Source organism: Aeromonas bestiarum, assembly GCF_000819745.1.
Lineage (GTDB): Bacteria > Pseudomonadota > Gammaproteobacteria > Enterobacterales > Aeromonadaceae > Aeromonas > Aeromonas bestiarum.
The window spans coordinates 69,223-93,143 of the sequence record NZ_CDDA01000008.1 but is presented as its reverse complement, the minus strand read 5'-3'; the positions used below and the strand labels follow the sequence as shown (position 1 = coordinate 93,143).

General features: G+C 63.4%; 19 protein-coding genes, 1 pseudogene and 1 riboswitch. Of the genes and pseudogenes, 11 read left to right on the top strand and 9 right to left on the bottom strand.

All coding sequences use genetic code 11. From position 1 onward, the window contains the following. Positions 1-58: 58 nt before the first annotated feature. The 3 genes from BN1118_RS04045 to BN1118_RS04035 form a co-directional block, all read right to left on the bottom strand. Positions 59-2,437: a M66 family metalloprotease gene (locus tag BN1118_RS04045; protein WP_043554870.1), complete on the bottom strand. Its 2,379-nt coding sequence runs from the start codon at positions 2,435-2,437 to the stop codon at positions 59-61. An 86-nt stretch (positions 2,438-2,523) separates the two neighbouring features. Beyond that, positions 2,524-5,136, bottom strand: coding sequence for a glycosyl hydrolase family 18 protein (locus BN1118_RS04040; RefSeq protein WP_043554672.1), 2,613 nt, complete (start codon positions 5,134-5,136; stop codon positions 2,524-2,526). A 111-nt stretch (positions 5,137-5,247) separates the two neighbouring features. Next, a riboswitch (cyclic di-GMP riboswitch) is annotated at positions 5,248-5,335 on the bottom strand. Between the two features lie 175 nt (positions 5,336-5,510). Next, the gene (locus BN1118_RS04035; protein WP_043554671.1) at positions 5,511-9,011 is read right to left on the bottom strand and encodes a hybrid sensor histidine kinase/response regulator; all 3,501 of its coding nucleotides are present in this window, start codon (positions 9,009-9,011) and stop codon (positions 5,511-5,513) included. Between the two features lie 225 nt (positions 9,012-9,236). Between BN1118_RS04035 and BN1118_RS04030 the strand changes: the two genes are divergently transcribed. From BN1118_RS04030 to BN1118_RS04020, 3 genes are read left to right on the top strand one after another with little or no spacing between them, the layout of a single operon-like run. Then, positions 9,237-9,857: a DUF2975 domain-containing protein gene (locus BN1118_RS04030; RefSeq protein ID WP_043554670.1), complete on the top strand. Its 621-nt coding sequence runs from the start codon at positions 9,237-9,239 to the stop codon at positions 9,855-9,857. 7 nt (positions 9,858-9,864) lie between these two features. Continuing rightward, positions 9,865-10,074, top strand: a complete 210-nt coding sequence (locus BN1118_RS04025; RefSeq protein ID WP_005311752.1) for a helix-turn-helix domain-containing protein — start codon at positions 9,865-9,867, stop codon at positions 10,072-10,074. A gap of 17 nt (positions 10,075-10,091) precedes the next feature. Continuing rightward, complete coding sequence (locus tag BN1118_RS04020; RefSeq protein WP_043554669.1) at positions 10,092-11,300, top strand: hypothetical protein; 1,209 nt, start codon at positions 10,092-10,094, stop codon at positions 11,298-11,300. A gap of 87 nt (positions 11,301-11,387) precedes the next feature. Here the strand turns inward: BN1118_RS04020 and BN1118_RS04015 are convergent, their stop codons facing one another. Together BN1118_RS04015 and BN1118_RS04010 are read right to left on the bottom strand one after the other, a co-directional pair. Next, entirely contained in the window at positions 11,388-12,512 is a 1,125-nt protein-coding gene (locus BN1118_RS04015; RefSeq protein ID WP_043554668.1) for a 3-phenylpropionate MFS transporter, read from the bottom strand. Between the two features lie 282 nt (positions 12,513-12,794). Further along, on the bottom strand, positions 12,795-14,888 hold the full coding sequence (locus BN1118_RS04010; protein WP_043554667.1) for a TonB-dependent hemoglobin/transferrin/lactoferrin family receptor: 2,094 nt from the start codon (positions 14,886-14,888) through the stop codon (positions 12,795-12,797). 187 nt (positions 14,889-15,075) lie between these two features. Here BN1118_RS04010 and BN1118_RS04005 point away from each other — a divergent pair, with 187 nt between their 5' ends. From BN1118_RS04005 to BN1118_RS03995, 3 genes are read left to right on the top strand one after another with little or no spacing between them, the layout of a single operon-like run. Then, positions 15,076-16,059: a ChaN family lipoprotein gene (locus BN1118_RS04005; protein ID WP_043554666.1), complete on the top strand. Its 984-nt coding sequence runs from the start codon at positions 15,076-15,078 to the stop codon at positions 16,057-16,059. 20 nt (positions 16,060-16,079) lie between these two features. After that, positions 16,080-16,631, top strand: coding sequence for a cysteine hydrolase family protein (locus BN1118_RS04000; RefSeq protein WP_043554665.1), 552 nt, complete (start codon positions 16,080-16,082; stop codon positions 16,629-16,631). Positions 16,632-16,670: 39 nt separating this feature from the next. Further along, on the top strand, positions 16,671-17,075 hold the full coding sequence (locus BN1118_RS03995) for a hypothetical protein (protein WP_042870059.1): 405 nt from the start codon (positions 16,671-16,673) through the stop codon (positions 17,073-17,075). A gap of 71 nt (positions 17,076-17,146) precedes the next feature. On the opposite strand, the gene hutZ is transcribed toward BN1118_RS03995, so the two are convergent. Next, positions 17,147-17,704, bottom strand: a complete 558-nt coding sequence (gene hutZ / locus BN1118_RS03990; RefSeq protein WP_043554664.1) for a heme utilization protein HutZ — start codon at positions 17,702-17,704, stop codon at positions 17,147-17,149. Beyond that, complete coding sequence (hutX, locus tag BN1118_RS03985; RefSeq protein WP_043554663.1) at positions 17,701-18,213, bottom strand: heme utilization cystosolic carrier protein HutX; 513 nt, start codon at positions 18,211-18,213, stop codon at positions 17,701-17,703. The genes hutZ and hutX overlap by 4 nt, the downstream gene beginning before the upstream one ends. A gap of 168 nt (positions 18,214-18,381) precedes the next feature. On the opposite strand from hutX, the gene BN1118_RS03980 reads away from it, so the two are divergent. From BN1118_RS03980 to BN1118_RS03970, 3 genes are read left to right on the top strand one after another with little or no spacing between them, the layout of a single operon-like run. Then, positions 18,382-19,221: a heme/hemin ABC transporter substrate-binding protein gene (locus BN1118_RS03980; protein ID WP_043554662.1), complete on the top strand. Its 840-nt coding sequence runs from the start codon at positions 18,382-18,384 to the stop codon at positions 19,219-19,221. After that, positions 19,218-20,249, top strand: a complete 1,032-nt coding sequence (locus BN1118_RS03975; RefSeq protein WP_043554661.1) for a FecCD family ABC transporter permease — start codon at positions 19,218-19,220, stop codon at positions 20,247-20,249. Before BN1118_RS03980 ends, BN1118_RS03975 begins: the two co-directional genes overlap by 4 nt. 13 nt (positions 20,250-20,262) lie before the next feature. Then, on the top strand, positions 20,263-21,051 hold the full coding sequence (locus tag BN1118_RS03970) for a heme ABC transporter ATP-binding protein (protein WP_043554660.1): 789 nt from the start codon (positions 20,263-20,265) through the stop codon (positions 21,049-21,051). 157 nt (positions 21,052-21,208) lie between these two features. On the opposite strand, the gene BN1118_RS03965 is transcribed toward BN1118_RS03970, so the two are convergent. Next, complete coding sequence (locus tag BN1118_RS03965) at positions 21,209-21,835, bottom strand: YitT family protein (protein ID WP_005311722.1); 627 nt, start codon at positions 21,833-21,835, stop codon at positions 21,209-21,211. A gap of 332 nt (positions 21,836-22,167) precedes the next feature. On the opposite strand from BN1118_RS03965, the gene BN1118_RS03960 reads away from it, so the two are divergent. Both BN1118_RS03960 and BN1118_RS03955 read left to right on the top strand, forming a co-directional pair. Further along, the gene (locus BN1118_RS03960; protein ID WP_043554659.1) at positions 22,168-23,181 is read left to right on the top strand and encodes an NAD-dependent epimerase; all 1,014 of its coding nucleotides are present in this window, start codon (positions 22,168-22,170) and stop codon (positions 23,179-23,181) included. A gap of 262 nt (positions 23,182-23,443) precedes the next feature. Continuing rightward, entirely contained in the window at positions 23,444-23,632 is a 189-nt protein-coding gene (locus BN1118_RS03955) for a hypothetical protein (protein ID WP_043554658.1), read from the top strand. A gap of 85 nt (positions 23,633-23,717) precedes the next feature. On the opposite strand, the pseudogene BN1118_RS22120 reads toward BN1118_RS03955, so the two are convergent. Beyond that, positions 23,718-23,921, bottom strand: a pseudogene (locus tag BN1118_RS22120) (hypothetical protein); the annotation flags it as partial.

The following is a 23,921-nucleotide window of genomic DNA, read 5'->3' as shown; positions in this document are numbered from 1 at the left end:
AAAAGGCGGGGCTTGGCCCCCGCCAGTGGCACCTCGCGTTGCGCGAGGAAAAAACGTCTCAGCGCGCCGCCAGCGGCATGCCGTTGACCGTGTAGCCGAGCCCGGCCGGTGCCGGCGCGAGCTGGGCCTCGTTCTGCTGCTGGTTGCGGCACAGCAGGCTGGCACTGCGCGGCTCGCTGGCGGTGGGCACGTTGACGTGGAACTTGTTCATCACGTTGGCGCTCAGGCGGTGATTGGCGAGCCGGAAGCGCAGCAGGCCATCACGGGTCTCCACCTGCAGCTGGCAATCACTGTTACCAAGCCGCTCGCCGTCATCGCCATAGGCAAAGCCGTAGGCGCCGTGCAGCGCCGGATAGAGGTAGCTCGGCAGTTGGCCCTGCGGATCGTAATAACCGACCAGGGTCGTCACCGGCACCCCGAAGGCCACGGGTTTGCGATCCACCGCCAAGTCCGCCGGCGGCCCCTCGTTCCAGCGGCTGCCGTCCGAGCGGTAGCTCTTCTTGAAGCCGCGCGAGACGGTGACCTGCTGGCCATTGACGAAGAGGGTGCTGTTGTAGCCGGCGTCGTGATCTATGCTGACGACGCGGCCGCGATTGACCGCCGAGGCAAGCGGCAACTGGATGTTGCGGGTCCAGTTGCCATCCCACATGGCCACCTTGACCAGATCGTACTCGGCCAGCAGGGCCGCCAGCCTCGCCTCGCCCAGATCGCTCACAGGTGCCGTGATCTGCTCGGAGAGATCGACCCTGTGCCGGTAAGGCTCCATCCTGGCCTGGCTCTCGTTCCACTTGCTGAAACCCGTGGGCGAGCCGGCATCGAACACAGCCTTGCTCTCGAGGAAGCGCTGGATGATGGCCGCCGAGTTGGGGGTGTAGAGGGTGAAGCGGTTGAAGCCGGAGAGCGGCGCCCCGCCGGCCATGGCATCCAGGCCAAACGTGCGGTCATGGAAGGGGGCCTGGCATTGTCCCTCCAGGCAGGTGCTCTGGCCGCTGCGGGTCGCGAAGAAGTTGGGGATGAAGCGATTCTTGTCGCCATCCCAGCCCCAGGTGGCATTGATCTGGTCGGCGCTGCGATGCACAGAGCCGGCAAAGCCGCCCACGTAATGGCCGAGGCCGTAGTTGTGACCCACCTCGTGGCTGAACTCGTTGCCAAGAGAATCGTCGAGCGTGACTATGCCGCCCCCGCCGGAGCCGCCATGTACCTTCACCCCATTGGCGTACTTGCCACGGCTGTTGTGGGCGGCCAGCTGGGCCACCACATAGGGATGGCTGCTCTCCCCCTCACCGGCCGTGCTGTTGATGCCGTAGTTGGCATTGTCGATGCCAAGGGAGATGAGCTCCTTGCCGATGCGCTGACGCATGGTGCCGTCGTGCCAGCCCCCTTCGCTCGGATCAAAGTCGGTAAGCAGGGTGCCATCCGGCAGCATCACCTCGGGCAGCGACAGGGGGGCATATTGACTCACGATGAGACGGCTGGCAGGTATGGTCTGGAAGTACTCCCGATGCGCCTCGGGATCCTTGGCAAAGGCAAACTGGTTGCGCGGGCTGGTCAGCATGCCGATGTCTATGGTGTGGATCAGCAGCTCCCCCGGTGCCCCCACCTTGAGGCCCGTCAGCTCGCCGTGGAGCTGGTTATGACTGAACCACAAGCTGAGTCCAGGTACTATCCATTTGGAGGGCAATACCCCGCTCCAGGCATCGCTGGCGTAGGTGATGCCGTTATTTTCCAGCTCACCGTCACGAATCCACTGACCGCGCACAAATTTGAACTGCTGACTCTGACCGCGGGAGAGTGTCACCTGACGGCCACTGAACGTGACAGTCGAGTCGTAGCCGGCATTGGAAGCGAGGCGCACCATCTTGCCTTCCAGCGTCGCATCCGTCGGCAAATAAACGTTGCGCACCCAGCGCCCGTCTGCGGTCTGGATGGACACAAGCGCATGGAGTCGCAACTTGCTCAGCAGGAAGGCGCCGGCCGGATCACCCAGCTTTGCCAGTTCGCTGCTGCTGCTGATGACGCCCGTGGTGCCGGGGCCTGGGGTGAAATCGACCCCCTCTTCGGGGGAACCCTCCAGGTAGTAAGCGGTTTTGGGTAGTTTAGAAGGTGGGTTGAGTCCCATTGAGCCGAGCAACTTACCCGTCCCATCATAGGCCATCACCACCATGGGAGCTGTGCTGTCGGCTTGCATCGGCCTGACCAGCAACAGGCTCTTGCGCAGGGCGGTGAGATGGGGCTGATTGTCCCCCTCACGAGGATGGGCGGGCAGGATCTGGCTCTGGGCAAACTGCACCCTGGCGGCCAGCGAACCTTGCAGATCGTTCTGTGGCTGGGTGCCGTCGAAGATCAGGGCAGGGACAGCCTGAGTAGCGGCCAGCAGAGAACCGCTTGCCAGCACTGCGGTGATCAGGCTGGCAATACGGGTAGTGTGTATGGTCATCATGACGCTCGCTGTTGTTGTGGGAAAAAGAAGGGGCATGCAAGCATGCCCCGGTTGGTTCACAGAAAGGCTAGTTGACAAAGAAGTTAATTACAGCTGGCGGCGCCTGCATCCTGCCAGACGTCGTGCTTGCCGGGCTCATTGCCGCGGGTCCAGTACTGGGCCTTCCACTTGCGACCGTTGTGGGTGGTCAGGTCACCGGCGTTGTAGGCCACACCGGCATCCCAGCCCAGCTGCACCTGGCTTGTCAGCTTCCACTGATCGGCGGTGCGGCTCGGTTCATTGCCCTGAGTCCAGTACTTGGCCTGCCACACCAGCTGGTTGTGGCTCACCTTCTCGCCACCGTTGTAGGTGGTCGCGGCCTTCCAGGCCGGCCAGTTGGCGGCATCGGGATCCGTGGCACCACAGTCGCCACCACCGCTGACCGGGGTCACGGTGAGACGGGTCTTGCCCTGGGCATCCAGCGCACCGTCGGTCACTGTGACAGTGAGGTCATAACCGGTCTCCACGGTTACGGCGGGGCCAGTCACCACCAGGGTCTTGCTGTTCTGACCGCTGGCGGTGAGCCCGGCCGGCACGCTCCACTGATAGCTCAGGGTGTCACCATTGGGGTCGGTGGCGCTGGCGGTGATGCTCACCTGCTTGCCGGCCTGGACCGAGACCTTGTCCTGCACCGTCACCACAGGCGGCAGGTTGGGTTGCGGCGCCTTGTTGGTCACCACCACCTGATCCTTGGCGCTGAGGTTGTGGTCATCGGTCACGGTCAGCTCGAACACCAGATTCACATCCTGGCTGACCGCATCGACACTCACCTTGGCCTTGGCCTGGTTGGCATCGCTCAGGGTCGCCTTGGGACCGGAGATCTGGGCCCAGCTGTAGTTCAGTACGGCCCCTTCCGGATCGCGGGAAGAGGAACCATCCAGCACCAGCTCGGCCGGCCCCGTCACCGCGAGATCATTGCCGGCGTTGGCCACCGGCGGCTTGTTGACCGGCGGTGTTGTGCCTTCGCCGTTGCCCAGCCCCTCGTGTATCGCATTGAGGATGTCGCCGTTGTCGGCGTCGATTTCCCAGGCGAACATGCCGCCGAGCTGGTTGGCCAGTACGTACTGCCCCTTGGCCTTGACCGAGCGATCGTCATCGAAGGTGATGAGCTCGCCGGTGGAGGCCTTGAACACATAGGGCGCCTCGGCCACCTCGTCGTAGCTGTACTGCCAGTCACCGGCCATCTTGCCCTTGGCGATGCCGCGGTAGTCGATGACCCCCTTCTCCCAGATCCCTTCCGCTTCGCTGCCCGCGATGGGGCCTGTGGCGGTGCCGGTGAAGGGGTTGTTGCCCTGATAACCGCTGACGCCGGTCCAGCCACGGCCATACATGGCCGCGCCCACCACGACTTTGCCCGGATCCACGCCCTGACCCAGCAGCGCCTTGACCCCCTTGTCGGTGGTGTACTTGGTGTTGGGATCCCAGCTCGCCTCATAGAGCGCTGTCTGGTGGCCCAGCCCGGTATTGGTCCAGGCGCCGTTGAAGTCGTAGCTCATCAGGAAGATGTGATTCATGTATTGCTGGGCGGCGCGATAGTCCACCTTGGCAATCTTGTCACCGCCGGCGCTGATGGCGGAGGTGAGCTCGTAGGTGCGGCCAGTCTCTGCGCTCAGCTCGTCGAGCATGGCGCGCAGCTCCTTCATCAGGAGCACATAGGTCTCGCCATCGGAGGCGCTGCCGAGGTTGGGGTTGGCCCCCAGACCGCCCGGGAACTCCCAGTCGATGTCCACCCCGTCGAAGAATTTCCAGGTCTGCAGGTACTCCTTCACCGAGGCGACGAAGGTGTCGCGCTTGGTCTTGTCACCGAAGAAGAAGAAGGGGTCGGAGAGGGTCCAGCCGCCGATGGAGGGGAGAATTTTCAGGTCCGGATAGGCCTTCTTGAGCGCCATCAGGTTGCCGAAGTTGCCCTTGTAGGGCTCGTCATAGGCGGTGAGATTGCCCTGCCCCATCTGGATGGCGGCCCAGGGATCGTGGATGGAGACCTTGAAGTCCTCGCGCCCGGCGCAGGAGCGTTGCAGCGCCTCGAAACTGCCCGCGATCTCTTTCAGGCTGTCATTGATGCCATTGCCCCCGCAGATAGGAGTAAAGCCGTAGAGTATGTGGGTCAGGTTCTGGGCCGGGACCTTGTCCACGGTGAACTTGCGACCATAGACGCCCCACTCCACATAGTAGGCCCCCACCACCTTGCCGGACTTGTTGGCGTAAGGCTTGTTGTTCTCCTGCAGCGGCGCCTTGAGCGGCACCAGGTGGCTGCCGTCGGTATCGGCCACCAGGATCTCTTTCTTGTCGGAGAGGGTGCAACCATCGGCGTTGCACAGGGCCACCTGCATCTGGTAGCGGCCACCCTTGGTCACCTTGAAGTTGGCTGTGCCGGCGGCGGAGGCGGCACCTGACCACACCTCCTTGCCATCGAGCAGCACCTTGGCGGTCTGGCCGACATCACCGGACCAGAGGTTCCAGCTCACGCTGACCGGCGCGCCATCGGCGTGTACCTTGACCAGCTTGTTGTAGGAGGTAGCGGCTTGATCCACTTCGACGATGGCGAACTTGGTTTCGCCCCAGCCTATGGTGGGTTTGCCGGGGGCGGCAGCAAAGGCGGAGGAGGCACACAGACCCCCGACCAACAACGCCAGTACTGAGGGTTTTGGACTTAACATAGTTGAATATCCTTATTTCGTTCTTGGAATAAATAACGAAAAAGGCAACGCCAACCTGACAGGTAACGCAGACAACATCGCGCCATGGCTTGGCCCATGGACGAAACAACCTGTGGTGGCCCCGCTATCTTAGGTACTGCTGACCCTTAGACCGGAAGCTTTGCGTCCCGGACTTTCGTCCGGTTTGCCTTTTGCACAACTTGATTTGCGACAAAAAATAATCGCGACCTGACTATAAGGGAGTCAAAGGAGGGAGAGCAAACCCCAGATAGGTTATTAATAAACCACTTTTTATCTAAAAAGAGCCTCAAACGAGAAGAAAAGGCACCTTATCGTGTCAGAAAGTGCCGATCTTGCCGCCTGAGAGGCCGAGATTAAAAATCAGATGAATTACTTGTTTCGTGATCATCATCAAGTTTGGCCGGCTGCAATATGCTGTTCATCAGCGCTCGCAACTTGAGCGGCTTGACCGGTTTGCTGATGTAGCCGTAGCCGTGCTCGCGGATCTGCGCCTGCAACTCGCTCTTGCGATCCGCACTGATGATGATGCCGCCTATGTCGTTGCCATGGGCGAGGCGCAGCATGTGCAGCGCCTGCAAGCCTGTCTTGCCGTCATCCAGGTGGTAATCGGACAGCACCAGCTGCGGCAGGAAGCCGCCGGCGATGAGATCTTCCGCCTGAGCCTGACTCTGGGCACAGACCACCTCGCAACCCCAGCGCCCCAGCAGGGAGTGCATGGCGATCAGGATGTCGCTCTCGTTGTCGATGCAGAGCACCCGCACGCCCTCCAGCTGGCTGTCCCGCAGGGCGGGGGCCGCCACCTGCGTGGTTGCGACAGGACGGGTCGCCAGATTGAGGGTGATGGCAAACACGGACCCCGCTCCCGGCCAGCTGCGCAGGGTCAGGTTGTGGCCCAGCACCAGGGCGATGCCACGGGCGATGGCGAGCCCCAGCCCCAACCCCTGCTCCTTGGCGGTGCGGGAGTGATCGAGGCGGGAGAATTCGTCGAAGATGGCCTCCTGCTTGTCGGCCGGTATGCCGGGACCGTTGTCCCACACCTCGATGCGCACCTTGTCCCCCAGCCGACGGCAACCGAGCAGCACACGGCCGCCCGGATTGTAGCGAAACGCATTGGTGAGGAAGTTTTGCAGCACCCGCCGCAACAGGCGCACGTCGCTGTACACGGCCAGCTTGCTCTCCACCACAGAGAACTGTATGCCCCCCGCCTGGGCCAGCACCCCGAACTCCGCCTTGAGGTTGTCGAACACGTCGTGCAGGGCGAAATCGAGCTTTTTAGCCTTGAACTTGCCCGCCTCGAGCCGCGATATGTCGAGCAGATCCGTGATGAGATCCTCGGTCGCCCCCAGCGCATCGTCGATGTGACGGGCGATGCGGGCCGTCTCATCCCGGGGCGGCAGCATCTCCAGCAGGGAAGAGGTAAACAGCTTGGCGGCGTTGAGCGGCTGGGTCAGATCGTGGCTCACCGCCGCCAGGAAACGGCTCTTGGAGTGGTTGGCCCGCTCCACCTGCTGGTTCACCAGCAGCAGCTGGCGGTTCAGCTCGGAGAGCTCGTGGGTGCGTTCGGCCACCCGTGCCTCCAGGTGTTCGTTGGCCTCACGTAGCACCCGCTCGGCGTCGCGAAACGGGGTGATGTCGGTAAAGGTCATCACGAAACCACCGGCCGGCATGGGGTTGCCCTGCATCTCTATCACCCGGCCATCGGGGCGCTCCCGCGCCGAGATGTGGGGACTGCCGCGCAGCATGAAGGCAACCCGCCGCGCCACATGGGCCTCGATATCGCCCGGGCCGCACAACCCCTGCTCGGCGTTGTAGCGGATGATCTCCTCGATGGAGCGCCCCATCTGGATGAGGCCGGGCGGGTAGTGGAACAGCTCTATGTAGCGCCGGTTCCAGGCCACCAGCTTGAGCTCCCTGTCCACCACGGAAATCCCCTGCCCCATGTGCTCTATGGCCCCCTGCAGCAGGCCGCGGTTGAAGCGAAACACGTCCGAGGCCTCGTCCACTATGGTGGCTATCTCTTCGAGCTGCATGTTGCGCCCCTGCAGGGCCGAGGCCAGCACCAGCCGGGCGGACGAGGTGCCGAACACCCCGGCCAGCAGCCGCTCTGTGTGGGCGATGAGCTCGGCCGAGGCCTGCATCTGGGGCGCCAGGGTGCCGCCCCGCTCGCCGGCGAAGCGGCCGAAGGCGCGCTTGACCCGGCTCGAGCCGACGAAGCGGGCCGCCAGCATCTCCAGCTCCTTGACCGAGACCCGCGCCTGATAGAGGGCCGTGGTGTCGCGGCTCGGCTTGCCGACGAAGTTGGCCGCCTGCAGTCGCTCGCTCACCGCCGCCCGCGACAGCAGGGAGCCCGCCACATAGCCGAGCAGGTTGAGCAAGAGGCTCAGGAAGATGCACCAGGCCCCCAGGCTCAGATCGCGCACCGCGGGCCAGTCGGGTGGCGCCAGCAGGGCTTCCAGCGGCGAACCGGCCAGCAGGCCGCTCTCCGCCAGCAGGGTCGCAAACCAGAGGCTGACCCCGAGGGCGAGGCCGAGATAGACCCCCTTGCGATTGCCGTGCCGCCAGTAGAGACCGAGCAGCAGGGCTGGCGCGAACTGGGCCACGGCGCCGAACGACAGATAGCCGATGCGCGACAGGCTGGTGAGATCCCCGAGCCAGAGGTAGAGCCCCCAGGCCGCCAGCAGGATCAACAGGATGGCGCCCCGGCGCACCTGCAGCAGCAGGCGCACCAGCCGCTCGTCCCGCCCCTGCTGCCAGAAGCGGCGCAGCAGCACAGGCAGCACCAGATCGTTGCTGACCATGATGGCCAGGGCAATGGTGCAGACGATCACCATGCCGGTGGCCGCCGAGGTGCCGCCGAGAAACGCCAGCATCGCCATGCCGTCGAAACCGAGCGACATGGGCAGGCTGATCACATAGGTATCCGAGGCCATGCCGGCCCCCACCCACTGCTTGCCCGCCAGCGCCAGCGGCCAGATGAAGAGCCCCATCACGAACAGGTAGAGCGGGAACAGCCAGCGCGCCCAGTGCAGATCCTGGCCCTGGTTGTTCTCCACCACGGTCACGTGGAACTGGCGCGGCAGGCAGATGACGGCGCACATGGCGACCAGGGTGTAGATGGCGAGCTCCAGCAGACCGCCCGGCGTCACCGCCACCACGGCATCGAGAAAATCGCTGGCCACCAGGGTGCGGGCCTGGCTCGGCTTGCTCAGGATCAGCCAGAGCGCGAAGCCCCCCACAGTCACGAAGGCGAGCAGCTTGACCACGGATTCGAAGGCGATGGCCACCACCATGCCTCTGTGGTGCTCGGTGGCATCCAGGTTGCGGGTGCCGAACAGTATGCTGAACAGCGCCAGCAGCAGGGCCACGCCGAGAGCCAGCCCGGCGGTATTGCCGGTGGGGCCGGCAGGCACAGAGTTGGCCATCAGCAGATCCAGCCCGGTGACGATGGCTTTCAGTTGCAACACCAGGTACGGCAGTATGCCCATGATGGCGATCAGCGCGATCACCATGGCGAGGCGCTGGGACTTGCCGTAGCGGGCGGCGATGAAGTCGGCGATGGAGGTGATGTGCTCGCGCTTGGCCACCAGAATGAGGCGGGCCAGCAGTCGCCAGCCAAACAGGAACACCAGCATGGGGCCCAGGTAGATGGGCACCGGCGACCAGGGGGATTCGCTGGCCTGACCGACTGTGCCGAAAAAGGTCCAGGAGGTGCAGTAGACCGCCAGCGACAGGCTGTAGAGCAGGGGTTGCCCCTTGAGGCGGCGGCGCTTGTTCTTGTCTGCCACGTAAGCGATCAGAAACAGCAGCCCCAGATAGGCGAGCGACAACCCGATCAGCAGCCATCCCTGGTGCATCTGTAACCTCTTGTCCATGTTGAATATTTAAGCGCGGCAGCTGCCAGTCTAGAGAGGTGCCCGGAAAATGTCATCTCCTTCTTCTGCATCACGCCTTATCGTTTTTCAATAAAAAACCCCTTGACTGAATATCGAAAAACGATAAACATTGGCGTCAGGTTATCGATAAACAGTAAGCAAATACCGCACTGTGCGGCCCATGGCATCTATCACGAGGTAGTTAGGATGAAATACAACAAGCTCGAACGCATGAGCAGCCTGATCGAATGGATCCTGCTGTTCGCCCTGCTGGCCACCCCGATCATGACGGTGCTGGGCACCTGGTCCCATCTGCTCGGTGGCAGCGACTACCTGCAGGACGAGCTGATCAGTGCGCTGGCTCAGGAGGGTGACAAGGTGCTCAACGGCGTGCCGCTGACCGTGGGGGAGGCTACCGCCGTCCAACAGGCCGTCCCCACCCCCTCGCTCAGCGACTATCCGCTTGACCTTGGCACGCGCCTGCAGGCTACCCTGGTCATGCTGCTGCCGGATCTGGTGTTCATGCTGATCCTGTGGCAACTGCACCAGCTGTTTCGCGGCTATCGGCACGCCATGCTGTTCACCTTCAGCCAGATCCGCCGCTACCGGTTGATCGGCCTGCTGCTGTGCGCCAGCTTCGTCACCAAGATCATCACGACCCCGCTGCTGGACACAGTGCTCACCCTGCCAGGCCCCGAGCTGCACGGCACTATCAACATAGGCTCATCGGACTTCCAGTTGCTGCTGGCCGGCTTGATTGTCTCGGCACTGGCTCTGGTGATGCGCGAGGCCAAACAGCTGGCCGATGAACAACAACTGACGGTGTGAGGATCCCATGCCCATCATAATCCGGCTCGATGCTCTGCTGGCCGAGCGCAAGATGACAGCCCGTGAACTGGCCCAGCGGGTCGACATCACAGAGGCCAACCTCTCCATTCTCAAGAACGGCCACGCCAAGGCGGTCCGCTTCTCCACCCTGGAAGCCATCTGCCGCGAGCTGGGCTGCCAGCCGGGCGACCTGCTGGGCTATGAGCAGGAGCGCTAACCCGCAGGAATACCGCCATGACCCTTGATACCGTCATCCAGAGTCTGTTGCTGCTCCCCTTGTGGGGAGCGGCCGCCGGGGGCATCCCTGGCCCAAGCTACCAGCTCGTGGCCGGCGCCAGGCCTGACACCCTGCTGGTTCGCTTCACCCCGGAAGGGACGCAGCCGTTCACCCTGCTGCCCGCCCGTACCCTGAGTGGCACAGCACAGCGGGCGCTGCCTACCCTCACCTGTCTGGAGAGCGGCGCCAGAGTCACGCCGGATCAGCCCATCAAGTGCCGCGAGCTGAGCTGGCAGATAACGCTCAAGCCCGTGCCGGCAACCGGGGCCGATGCCTCGGCACAGCAGAACCTCTACTTTCCGCAAGGCGGCTGGCTGGTCACCGAATGGGGCGATTTTCCACGCCAACAGGGCGCAGAACCGGGCCGGGTCTGTCTGCCGGATGGCCGGTGCAGTCCCCTGCCCGGCATGAAGGAACCGCCGCTGATCCTGCCCTTCGCCCTGCCCGCGACACCCCGGTTGCAGCAGGGATCCCGTCTGCAAATTCATCATGATCGGATGGCCGACGCACTGGACATCCCACAGTTGCAAAAGCAGCTGGAGGCCATTGTCGATTACCTCGCCTTCCAGCTCGATGCCCCGCCCGCGCGCCAACCCTGGCAGCTGGTGTGGCTGGCGCGCGACATCAGTACCCACTCGCTGGGGGACGCCGCCGGGGCCGGGGCGGCTGTCGCCAACTATCCGGTCAGCGACAACCAGCCCACTGCCGATGCCCCACTGCGTCTGCTGCGCACCAGTGCCCACGAGGCGGTGCACATGCTCGACACTCGCTCCAGACCGACCTGGGTCGCCGAGAGCCTGGCAGAGTACCTTGCCATCAAGTCGCTGCGCCGCTTCCGCCTGCACAGCACCACGGCCGCCGACGAGCTGGCGCAGCATGGTGCCCGCTTGCCCCATGCCGATGCAGGTCTCTATCGGGCCAATGATGCGGTCAAGGTGGGGGATCTCTCCTACTATCCCCTCTTCTACCTCAAGGGGAGCGCCTTCTGGGAGGCGCTGGAGCTGGCCCTGCAACCTCATCACCGCACCCTGTCGGCACTCTTGCCACGCCTCTCCTGGCAAGAGGACGGCCGCTTCGATGCCTCCTCCAGCGCACTGCTGGCGGGCACCTTGGGCAATGAGGTCTGGCAATCCCTGATCCGCCGCTATCTGAGCGAGCAGGAGTGACGCAAGTACCATGAAAAAAGGGGAGCATATGCTCCCCTTTTCTCCGGCTGGCGCCTTCATCTTCCATCCGGCTCAGGCTGACGCCACCTAGCCAGTGCGCAGCCGCAGGAAGAAGACGGGCACCACCACCAGCACCATGATGAAGAAGATGCCGCCACCCAGCGGCTCGAACAGCAGGCCGCACAGGGTCATCAGGGCGGCCACCGTCATGCCGAGACCGAGCGCCGCATAGAGCGCCTGGGTGGGGATCAACTGCTCGGCCGGCAGCTGACGGGTCATGAAGCGCACGGCGCCGAGGTGGCTGACACAGAAGGTGACCGCATGGAGCAGCTGGCCCGCCACCAGCACCAGGATCTCGGTGGAGGCACCGAGCAGGATCCAGCGCACCACGCACCCGATCGCCCCCACCAGAAACAGGGTCTGGGCGCCGAACCGGTTGAGGAAGCGCTTGTCGGCGGCGAACATGCCGATCTCCGCCACCACCCCCAGCGCCCACAGATAGCCTATGGTGGTGCCGCTGTAACCCGCCGCCTTCCAGTGCATGGCGCTGAAACCGTAGTAGGCGGCATGGCTGCCCTGCAGCAGGGCCGAGATCAGCAGGAAGCGGCGCACCGAGGGGGACTTGAGGGTATCGAGCAAGGAGGCTTTCGCCCGCTCCCCCTGAATGTCCCGCGGCGCCGGATGCAGCGGCAGCCAGCTGAGCAGCAACATCAGCACCAGCCCTGCCACCATGGTGTGCAGCACCCAGTCGCTGCCAAAATTGCCCACCAGAGCCCCCACCAGGGTCGACGCGACTATGAAGGCAAAGGAGCCGCACAGCCGCACCTTGCCGTAGTCGAGGTGTGCCTGCACCACCATGCGGGTGGCAAGCGCCTCCCCCACCGGCATCAGGGTCGGGTAGATGAAGTTCGCCACCAGGGTCAGCCCCACCAGCCACCAGAGGCTGTGACTCAGATAAAAGCCGAGGAAGGCCAGCAGGCTCAGCAGACAGAGCAGCCGGGTAACGGGCAGCAGGTGCCCGGCTCCCTTGATCTGCCCCATAACCAAGAGGTTGCCGGCAAAGCGGATCGCCATCCCGGCCCCCAGCAGCAGACCTATCATCTCGGCGCTCACGCCTATGCCCTCCAGCCAGAGCGACCAGAACGGCAGGTAGGCGCCATAGACGAAGTAGAAGGCGCCAAAGAACAGGGCTAACCAGGAGAAGGCGGGCATAGATCCTCGACAACGAGCAGAAGGGGCACAAATGATAACCGATTTTAGGACGGGGATCCTGCGAGCCAGGCGCAAGCCGAAATGAAAAACATCAATAAAATTGAACTATTGCCGCAAGGCCGGTGTCTATTGAGTAACACCTCCTCCTGGTTAGTGTTGCAATCCTTCCACCCGCTTCTGGCGGGTTTCTTTTTGGCTGCCATTTAGCTGGCATGGGCCGGTTTCACCCCACGAAAAAGGGGCCTGACGGCCCCCTGCTCAATGTACTGCCGTGCTGTGGGATCAGAAGATGTACTTGACCCGTGCGCTCAGGTTGCGGCCCGGCTCTGTCTGGTTGCTGGTGTTGGCGCTGGCACTCTGGCCTGTGATGTTCTCGTAGCTGACGTACTCCTTGTCAAACAGGTTGAAGACGCCGACGTTGAGCTGCAGATCCTGCATCGGTTTGAACTGGGCATAGATGTCCACCACGCCCCAGCCAGCGCTCTTGATGTTGTCGTTGCCCTTGGCATCCTTGCCCACCTTGCTCATGTCGTCGGCAAAGCGCAGCGCCGTGTTGATGTTCCAGTTGGACTGCTCCAGTCGCATCCCCAAGGCCCCCTTGAGCGGGCTCAGACTGTTGATGTAGTTGCCGTCGCCATCCTTGCCCTCGATGTAGGCCAGGTTGCCCCAGACGTTGACCAGATCATTGAGCCAGTAATCCGCCTTGGCCTCGGCCCCCTTGGTGGTCGCCTTGTCCAGATTCTGGTACTGATACAGCGCGGTTCGGCCCTCGGTGCCGATCTCGGTCAACTCGATGAAGTCATCGAACTTGTTGTAGAAGGTCGCCACTTCATAGCTGAAACCGCCGGCGCTGCCGCGCACCCCCAGATCGATGCCGTCGCTGCTCTCGGGCTTGAGGTTCGGGTTCGGCTCGATGCGATAACCGTATGCCTGATGGTTCAGGGTGGAGAAGGCGTTGTCATACATGGGCGCCTTGAAGCCGTGGCTGTACTGGGCGAACAGGTTGGCCGCCTCGTGCGCCTTGAACACCAGTCCCAGCTTGGGCGAGAACTCCCCTTCGGAGAACTGCTTGAGCTTCTCACCCGTGTAGGCGGGATCCTCATCCGGCGTCATCTGGTAATAGTCGTAACGGGCACCCGGGGTCAGCACCCAGCGCTCGCCAAGCTTGATTTCGTCGAAGGCCCACAGGGCACCGTGCTCGCTGGTGGTGGAAGGGAAGCTCAACTCGTTGTAGCCGACGAAGTCCCCCGGCACGGTCGGCGCCTTGAAGCGGGTCCGCTCGTTGTCGGTATGCTCATACTCCAGGCCCCAGGCCAGACGCTGACTGGCCAGCGCCTTGCTGAATTTCACCTGGGCGCCCAGGCTCTTCTGTTCGAAGCCGTTGCTGTCTAGCGAGTTCTTGGTCACATAGGGGTTGGTCGGCTTGACCGGGTACTTGGACGAGGCGTACTGATCCAGGGTCTGCTTGGTGCGGGCGTAGTAGATCTTGCTGTCGATGCGATCGACCCAGGGCGCGTTCAGGGCGATGCCGTGATCCAGCACCAGCGAGAGGTTGTCCGTGTCCTTGTCGGTGATCGGCTGATTGAAGACGGAGGCGGCCTTGGTGAGATCGACGGCATCCGGATCCTGCCCTTCGCTGAAGTAGTCGACGGTCAGCTTGAGGAACTGATCCTCGCTCAGGTTCCACTTGCTCTTGAACAGCACGGCCTGGCTGGCGATGTCGAATTCGTTCTTGTCGCCGTCGTAGTTCTGGGTCACACCGCCGTCACGCCAGGTGTAGCGCAGCAGGTTCTCGAACTCGCCGCTGCGCAGGGCGCCGGTGAAGCCGGCCATCTTCTGGTGACTGCTGGAGGCATAGCCGGTGGTAGCGTCCAGATAGCTGTCGCGGCCCTTCAGGAAGTCGCCGGCATCCTTGGTGGTGATGGCGATGACGCCCCCCAGCGCATCTGAGCCATAGGCTGCCGAGGCAGGCCCCTTGGCCACCTCGATCTGCTTGATCATGTCGGTGTCGAAATAGCTCTGGCCCACGCCGCCGTTCTTGTAGGCGTCGTTCTGGCGCACGCCATCACGCACTATCTTGACCCGGTTCTCACCCATGCCGCGGATGATGAAGGTCTGGGCATCGCCGGCGCCGCCGAGGGCGGTGACGCCCGGCTCGTAACGGAACAGGTCGGCGACGTTGCTCACCACCTGCTCTTCAATCTGTTCGGCCGTGATCACCGAGATGGGGCCGGAGACATCCTCCAGTTTTTGCTCCATCCGTGAGCCGCTGACGACCATGACTTCATCTGCTTTCTTGTCCGCCGCGAAGACCGGGGAAGCGAGACCGGCTGCTACGGCAAGGGCAACCAGCGATAGGGTGTTGTTATGGGCCACTGCAAATCCTTATTGAGAACTGTTATCAAACAGCTGGCATATTACTCAGCCCACAACAAAGATCAATAATAAACGGAATCATTCTCATTTTCTTTTGTCGTGATTAGGTTCTACACTATTCCCCTCTGTTTTCCGGCCCGCCATGCTGCCATTGTATGGCTCTGGCTCTGCTTCGTTGTGAGATACCATGACTCGATTACTGCCCCTGTTCACCCTTCCCCTGCTGCTGGCCGCCTGCACGACAGTGCCCGATAACGATGCCGGCACCCTCTACCACTATCGGCTCAGCGCGGGCCAGACCGATGCCGGCCAAGGTGAACTGACGCTGACCCAGGCGGTGGCCAGGGTGGCGGACGCCGACATAGTGCTGGTGGGCGAGCTGCATACCCATCCGGCCGTGCACCTGCTGCAGGCCCGCCTGCTGGCGGGGCTGGCCAATACCTCCCGGGCCGATGGCCGCGGGCTGGCACTCTCCATGGAGCAGTTCAGCCGTGCCGATCAAGCCGTGGTGGATGCCTATCTGGCCGGACGCATAGGTGAGGCGGCCCTCATTCGCGATGGCAACGCCTGGCCCAACTACCAGAGCGACTATCGCCCGCTGGTGGAGTTCGCCAAACAGCACCATCTGCCTGTCATCGCAGCCAACGCCCCCAAACCGCTGGTAAGCTGTGTCGGTCAGGAAGGGTCCGCCTGGCTGGACAAGCTGCCCGCCAGTCGTCGCAGCCAGCTCGCCCGCGAACTCACGCTCACCGATGATCCTTATCGCCAGAAATTCATGGCCTCGCTCCACCACGGTGATGCCGATGGCAACGCCCGCCGCTTCGCCGCCCAGACCAGCTGGGACGACACCATGGCCGAGAGCATGGTGGACTACCTGCGCAGCCACCCGGGCCAACGTATCATGCACATCGCCGGCAACTTCCACGTCGAGGGAGGGTTGGGGCTAGCCAGCCGCATCGCCAGCCGCAACCCGGCACTCAAGGTGGCACTGGTCGTGCCAGAGACAGAACCGCAGAGCGATGCGCACGCCCCCACCGGGCGGACCGCCGACATCCGGGTGCGGATCAGCCCCCTGCCAGAACGCTGGCTAAATGCCGATGAAATGAAGCAAGATATGGGCGCACTGCATCAATCCCGAAGCCGTGACTGCAGCCAGTGGCTGCAACCCTGAAAATTGCCTAAGGATTTCATATGGATGTGTTACTGGTCATCGACATGCAACAGGGGTTGTTTACCGACCCCCGCCATCAGGACGCGCAGGTCATCGCCAACATCAACCGCTTGGCAGACAACGTGCGGGCCAATCAGGGGCGTGTCATCTATGTGCAACACGACGCACCGGGTTCTGAACTGGAACCCGGCAGTGCAGGCTGGCAGCTTCACGCCGATCTCACCCCGGGCCGCGGCGACAGCCGGGTACGCAAGACCGCCTGTGACAGCTTCCTCGATACCGAGCTCGGCTTCCTGCTGGCGGAGCAGGCGGTGGACAGGCTGCTGATCAGCGGCTGTGCCACCGATTTTTGCGTCGACACCACGCTGCGCAGTGCCGCAGCCCAGGGGTTTGACGTGTTTGCGGTGACGGATGCCCACACCACGGCGGATCGCCCTCACCTGAGCGCTGAGAAAATCATCGAGCACCACCACTGGATGTGGCAGCATCTGAGCCTGCCAAAGGGCAGAACCGTGACCCTGCTCACCACGGATCAGCTGCTCGAGGCCATCCAGCCCGAGCTGGCGTGTTAATCTGCCTCTCTTGAAGTGATCACCCGATTGGAGTCTTGTGTGCGTCTACTGTCTGCCGTTGCATTCATGCTGTTGTTACCGGCAATCACTGCCTGCTCCGGTTTGCCGGGGCAGCAGCCGGATGGCCCGGCCCCCCTGTTTCGAACCCATATCAACGAAGAGGGGAGCAAGCGCTTCACCTTCGAAGCCGCGCCGCTCGACACCCTGCCCACCCGGCTGCAGGAGAACGACGGCAGTCGCCTCAGCCGCAGCAAGAGTCTGCTGGAACGGCGTGATGCGCTGCAGGATGCACAGTTGACCCAGACCCTGGCCGAGCGGAAGTATTGCCGCGATGGCTATATCGTCCTCAGCCAGACCTCCTGGAAGATCCGGGGCGAATGCAACGAGACCGCCAATCAGGCCGATCGGGATGCCTTCCCCAACAAGGCCTCCTGGCAGGACTAGCGCTCAGGGGTGACACGCAATAAAAAAACGGGCAGCCCAGGCTGCCCGTTTTTTTATGCGATTGGTCGCCGTCAGACTGGCGCATCGGCTGGACTGGTCAGCTCGGCACCGTTGTCGACCCGCTTGTGCCCTTCCACCAGGTGGACGAAGTCCACCAGCTCGTCACCTGAGACCCGAAACGCCTGACCGAAGCCCTTGACGAACAACCCCTGCTCGGGCTTGAGGCGGAACAGCACGAAATCCTTGAGGTTGGAGAGCCCCTTGACGATGTCGCCGAAGCGCCCTTCCAGCGCGGCGATCGCCTGCCCCCAGCGCACGTCGTCGCGGGCCACCACTTCGGCCAGCGCGTCGAAGGTGAGCCGCTTGCGGGCAAACAGCTCGCGGGCACCGGTTTCATCCTCGATCAGCATCAGCGACACCTTGGGCACCTGTTGCAGGTTGCGGGCGTGGCGGGCGATTTCAGAGATGAGCACATAGTAGCCATCCTCCTGCAGCACGAAGGGGGCATAGCTGGCATTGGGGTTGCCTTCACTGTCCACCGTCGCCAGCTGCAGGGTGCGGCAACCGTCGCGAAACTCGCGGATCTCCGGTTGCAGGCGATTCTGCAGACGCTCCTGACGTTCACTCATGCTTTGACTTCCTCTTGATACTGGTGGCGCAGGGCCATGAAGCGTTCCACCTGGGCTGGCAGCAGCTGGCGCTGCTCGTCACGTCCCAGATAGACCTTGAAAATACAGCGGCCGCTGTGGCCGAAGAACTGGAAGGAGTGCCCCTCCTTGCCCATGAACAGCTTGCTGACCAGCGCCATGCCGACCACGTTGTCGAGCTTGAGGTGACCGTGCATCTCGCCGTCGCGCCCCATCAGGTTGTAGTAGCCACGGGCGCTCTTGCCCTTGGGAAACGGCGCCTTCACCTCGAAGATGGATCCATCGGATTCGACGATGGTGGTCACCTGACCCCAATCCGCCAGATCCGCCAGCAGGGCTTCGGCCCGCTCGCCGGGCACCAGGGTCACCAGCTCGGCAGGCAGGTGGCGTACCACCTCCCACTCGCTGACCGCCAGCTGGCTGGCAATGGTGGAAGGATGGGCGCTGGGGTCTTGTTCCAGCAGCTCATGAATGCGTTGTGCAATGCTCATAGGTTCTCCCTTGGGATGCGTGCTGCATCCCTCTCCTGTCATGGCGAATACTCTAATAAAGCACCAGAGCCAATGCAATTGATAATCGCTTTCATTCTCAGTGCATTTTTTTCACCGGCTTGATATTCTCGGCGGCAACCCAACTTCATTCACCCTTCGGAGGTTAGCATGGGCCGTCGTTTTGCCCTCGCACTCAGCCTGCTCGGCTGTTCAGCCCTTTCCCTGTCTGCTGCCGCACAGGAACGTATCGTCAGCATAGGCCCGGCCACCACAGAGCTCATTCTGGCACTGGGCGGTGAACAGAGCCTGATCGCCACCGACATCAGCAGCACAGAACCGAAAAATCTGCCCAGGGTCGGTTATCACCGCGCCCTCGCCGCCGAGGGGATCCTCAGTCTGGCGCCGACCCGGCTGATCGGCAGCGACGAGATGGGGCCGCCGCCGGCACTGGAGCAGTTGCGCCGCGCCGGAGTCGAGGTGGACGTGCTGCCGACCGCACCGACCCTCGCCAACCTCAACCAGCGCATCGATACCCTGGCCGGCCTGCTCAATGACCCGGCCGCCGGCATGCGATTGAAAGCCGAGATCCAGGCCCAGACAGCGCAACTGGCGGCACAGGCGAAGCAGAACAAGCCGCTCAAGGTGGTCTTCCTGCTGCTGCACAAGGGGCAACCCACCAGCATAGCCGGCGGCAATACCACCGCCAGCGCCCTGCTCACCCTGGCGGGCGGCGTCAATCCGGTGGCCCAGCTGAGCGACTACAAGCCCGTCTCCACCGAATCCCTGATCGAGCTGCAACCGGATCTGGTGCTGGTGAGCGGCCGCGACTGGCAGCAGTATCAGGATCCGGAAGCCGTGCTGAGCCAGGTGCCCGCGCTCACCGCCACCCCGGCGGGTAAAAACCGGGCCATCCACGCCATCGACGGCCACGCCCTGCAAGGGGGCCTCAGCCTCACCTCGTTGCACCAGGCAAACCAGATCGCCAAGTGGATCAAGCTGGGTTCATGATGCGCCTGCCTCTGCCCTGGCTTTTCGCGCTCACCGGCGGAGCGCTGGCGCTGCTGCTGGTCGGGTCGCTGGCGACCGGCCCCATGGCGCTCTCCCTCGGCGAGAGCCTGCGTGCCCTGGTCGCCGGGCAGGAGAGCGGGATTGCGGCCCACAAGCTCTTGATCGTGCAGGAGATCCGCCTGCCACGTACCCTGCTCTGCATCGCTGTGGGAGGCATACTCGGCCTCTGTGGCGCCGTCATGCAGGGACTGTTTCGCAATCCGCTGGCCGACCCCGGCATCATAGGGGTCTCCGGCGGGGCTGCGCTCGGCGCCGCGCTGGCCATAGTGCTGCTGGCGCCCCTCGGCCAGCAGTGGCAAAGCCTGCTCGGCATAGGTCTGCTGCCGCTGCTCGCCTTCCTCGGCGGGGCGCTCACCACCACGCTGGTATATTTGCTCGGCACCCGGGAAGGGGGTACCTCCGTCACCGTCATGCTGCTGGCGGGGGTGGCCATCACGGCACTGTCCGGCGCCGTGATAGGGCTGCTCACCTACCTGGCCGACGACCAGATGCTGCGCAACCTGAGTCTGTGGCAGATGGGCACCCTGGCGGCGGGCAAGCCGGTGGACGTGGCGCTGGCGCTGGCCACCCTGGTCACCTTGCTACTGTTGTTCATACGCGATGCCAATCCCCTCAACGCCCTGTTGCTGGGGGAAGGGGAGGCCCGTCATCTGGGGGTCAATGTGCAATCCCTCAAGCGGCGCCTGATCCTGCTCACCGCCGCCGGGGTTGGCGTGGCCGTCGCCGTGGCGGGCATGATCGGCTTCGTCGGTCTGGTGGTGCCCCATCTGGTGCGGCTGCTGGCCGGCCCCAACCATGTCAGGCTGCTGCCGCTCTCTGCCCTGCTCGGCGCCGCCCTGCTGCTGGGCGCCGACATGCTGGCCCGCACCCTGCTGGCACCGGCCGAGCTGCCGGTGGGCATCATCACAGCCCTGCTGGGCGCTCCCTTCTTCATCTGGCTGCTGCTCAAGGGCCGCCGGACGCTTTAACCGGAGGTCTATCTTGCCTGCATCAACGCCCCTGCTGCGCTGTCACCAGCTCAGCCTCACCCGTGGTGGCCGCCTCATCCTGGACAGGCTCGACCTCAGCCTGCAGGCCGGCACGCTCACCGCCCTGCTCGGCCCAAACGGCGCAGGCAAGAGCTCGCTGCTCAAGTGCCTGACCGGCGAGCTGGAACACGAGGGGGAGATAAGCCTGTTTGGCCGGGAGCGGCAAGCCTGGGCCAGCATAGCGCTGGCACACAGCGTCGGCGTGCTGCCGCAGAGCTCGTCCCTCAACTTTCCGTTTCTGTGCGAAGAGGTGGTGGCCATGGGGCGCCTGCCCCACAGCGAACCAGCCAGTCGGCGTGACGAGATTGTGCGGGCCGCCATGACCCATGCCGGGGTTGAGCACCTGGCTAGCCGCCTCTATCCCGGCCTCTCCGGGGGGGAGCGGCAGCGGGTGCAGTTCGCCCGGGTGCTGGCCCAGATCTGGCAGGCACCGGACGATCCCCAGCAGCCGCGCCTGCTACTGCTGGACGAGCCCACCTCGGCGCTCGACCTCAAGTACCAGCACCAGCTGCTCACCATGGCCCGCGCCCTGGCCGCCCGCAACACAGCCGTGCTGGTGGTGCTGCACGATCTCAATCTGGCGGCGCGTTACGCCGATCGGCTGGTGATGCTGGAGCAGGGCAGGCTGATGGCCGATGGCACCCCGGCCGAGGTGCTGACCCCGGCCCTGATCGATCGCCTGTATGACTACCCGGCCCAGGTGATCCACCATCCAGAAACCGGTCTGCCCATGGTGGTATGACGCCAGGCTCATCACCTTCCCGGTAGCACGACTACCCGATTCGGGTACTCCACCATCCAGAAACCGGTCTACCCATGGTGGTATGAGAGGAGTCGGGATCCTGGATAGCAAAAGAGCGCCATCAGGCGCTCTTTTTGATTGTGAGAGAAGTTCTGGCTCAGGCTATCTGATAGCGGCCCGGCTTGTGGTTGAGTGTCAACACCAGGTTACAGATGATGGCCGCCACCACGGAGAGCGCCAGGATCCAGGGCTGCACCACGAAGCAGGAGGCGATGACTATGGTGCAATCAAGCCCCATTTGCAGCTTGCCGGCGCGGATGCCGAAGCGGTCCTGGATAAACAGCGCCAGTATGTTGAAGCCACCCAGACTGGATTTGTGGCGGAACATGATGAGCAGCCCCATGCCGATCAGGGTGCCGCCGATCAGGGCCGCATAGACGGGTTCTATCTTGCCTATCTGCAGCACGGCGTTGAGGTGATCCGTCATGAAGGAGACGGCGGCCACAGAGACGAAGGTGTTGAGGGTGAAGCGCGGCCCCATCCTGAGCCAGGCCAGGGCGTAAAACGGCAGGTTCATGCCGAAGAACAAGAGGCCGAAGCTCAGCCCCGTCACCTGTTGCAGCAGCAGCGCCAGCCCGGCGGTGCCGCCGGTGAGCAGGCCGACCTGATGAAACAGGAAGATGCCGAGGGAAACGAAACCGGCTGCGGTCAGCAGGGCGAGTACATCTTCATAGAGGGGATGCGCAGAACGGGCTGAGCGCGCAGAGCCTGGGGTGTTGTCCATAACCTGTATCCAATAGCGAAGTGAAAAGAGTGTCTTGTGTCCGTCGTGGCGGACGCGAGCCCTGTCCGCAGGGCTTCGTTATGGGTTCCAGTCTATTTTTTGCGACCAGGATCACAATAGCCACGGGGAACGCCCCGTTTTGGTGCCTGTCATTCTCCATTGACAGTCAGTGCACCAAGATGCAGCATGCCGCGCCTGACGAGCCAGCCCTCGTCCACCATGGCGCCGCCTCCATGTGGCGCCGGGGCCCGCGCTCTGGTACAAAGCGCCCAGCCCTTTTTCAGCCCCCACTCAGGACCACAGGCCCCCATGATCAGCACAGGACAACACGTATGAAATATCTGGTGACAGGCGCCGCCGGCTTTATCGGCTTTCACGTCGCCAGACGGCTGTGCGAGGCGGGCCATCAGGTGGTGGGGCTGGACAACCTCAACGACTACTACGAGGTGAGCCTGAAGCGGGCCAGACTGTCACGGCTGGTCTCCTTCCCCCATTTTCGCTTCGAACAGCGGGAGCTGGCGGATCGGGACGGCATGGCGACCCTGTTTGCCGAGAGCGGGTTCGAGCGGGTGATCCACCTGGGGGCCCAGGCGGGGGTGCGCCATTCACTGGAGAACCCGTTTGCCTATGCCGACAGCAACCTCACCGGCATGCTGACCGTGCTGGAAGGCTGCCGCCAGCACGGCATAAACCATCTGATCTACGCCTCCTCCAGCTCCGTCTATGGCCTGAGCGATCAGATGCCCTTCTCCACCGAACAACCGGCGGATCACCCCGTATCCCTCTATGCCGCCACCAAGAAGAGCGGCGAGCTGATGGCCCACGCCTACTCGGCGCTCTACGGCCTGCCCACCACAGGGCTGCGCTTTTTCACCGTCTACGGCCCCTGGGGTCGCCCCGACATGGCCATCGCCAAGTTCACCCGCGCCATCCTGGCCGGCGAGCCCATCGACGTGTACAACCAGGGCCTGCTCAGCCGCGACTTTACCTACATAGACGACATAGTGGACGGCATACTCGCCGTCGCCGAGCTGCCGCCGCGCGCCAATCCGCACTGGCACGCCAGCCAGGACAGCCAGGCCGAAAGTGCCGCCCCCTACCGCCTCCTCAACATAGGCAACGGCCAGCCGGTGCGGCTGCTCGACTTCATCGAGGCGCTGGAGCAGGCGCTGGACAGGCCCGCCATCAAGCGGATGCTGCCCATGCAGGCCGGCGACATGCACGCCACCTGGGCCGACAGCGAGCCCCTGCACACCCTCACGGGCACCCGCCCCGCCACCCCGCTCAGGCAGGGCGTCGCCGAGTTCGTACGCTGGTATCTGGCCTACCACCAGATCGCCGATTGATCCCGCTCAGGGCCTGCCAGGCCGCATCGCCCGTGATCCGCCACTTCATCGATACCATGAGCGAGCAGATGAACCTGGCGCCCGATGAGTGATGAATGAATCAGATCGCCCTGTCTCGCCCGACGCATCAGGATGCGCGCGGTGACCACCACATATGGACACAGACACGCGCAGGCACGGCGCGGTATACTGCCGGGCGTGGCGTCATACGGGAACAGCTTCCGGGCCATGCCAGATCACCATGATGAGAAGGAGTCACCTCATGATCCGAACCCTGCTGTTGCTGGGCGCCGCCCTCGCCGCCTGTGCATTGCAACAGAGCCATACCTTGCTGCCCCTGCTCAGCCTGCTGGCCCTGCTCTCGGTCTGGGTGGCGAGTGAAATCGGTCTGATGTACCGCCAGCTGCCCGCCGCCAGCGAAGATGAGCAGACGCATCATCTCGACGTCTAGCTGCAACGCCACTGACAACCTCTGCTCCCAACCCTTTGCTCGGCCAGTGCCGCCCGGAATAGCCATGACCCAGATCCGCCCCCTGTTATCCCTCCTGATACTGCTCACAGGCCTGCATGTCGTCCCCGCCCAGGCTCAATCCCCCTGCCCGGCGGGAACGGACTGCGCAACCCATGCCGCTGCCAATGACAGCAATATGGAGGGTGAGAACGGGACCGATGGAACCGACGGAACCAATGGAACTGACGGAGCAAATGGAACCGATGGGACCGATGGAGCCGATGGAGCC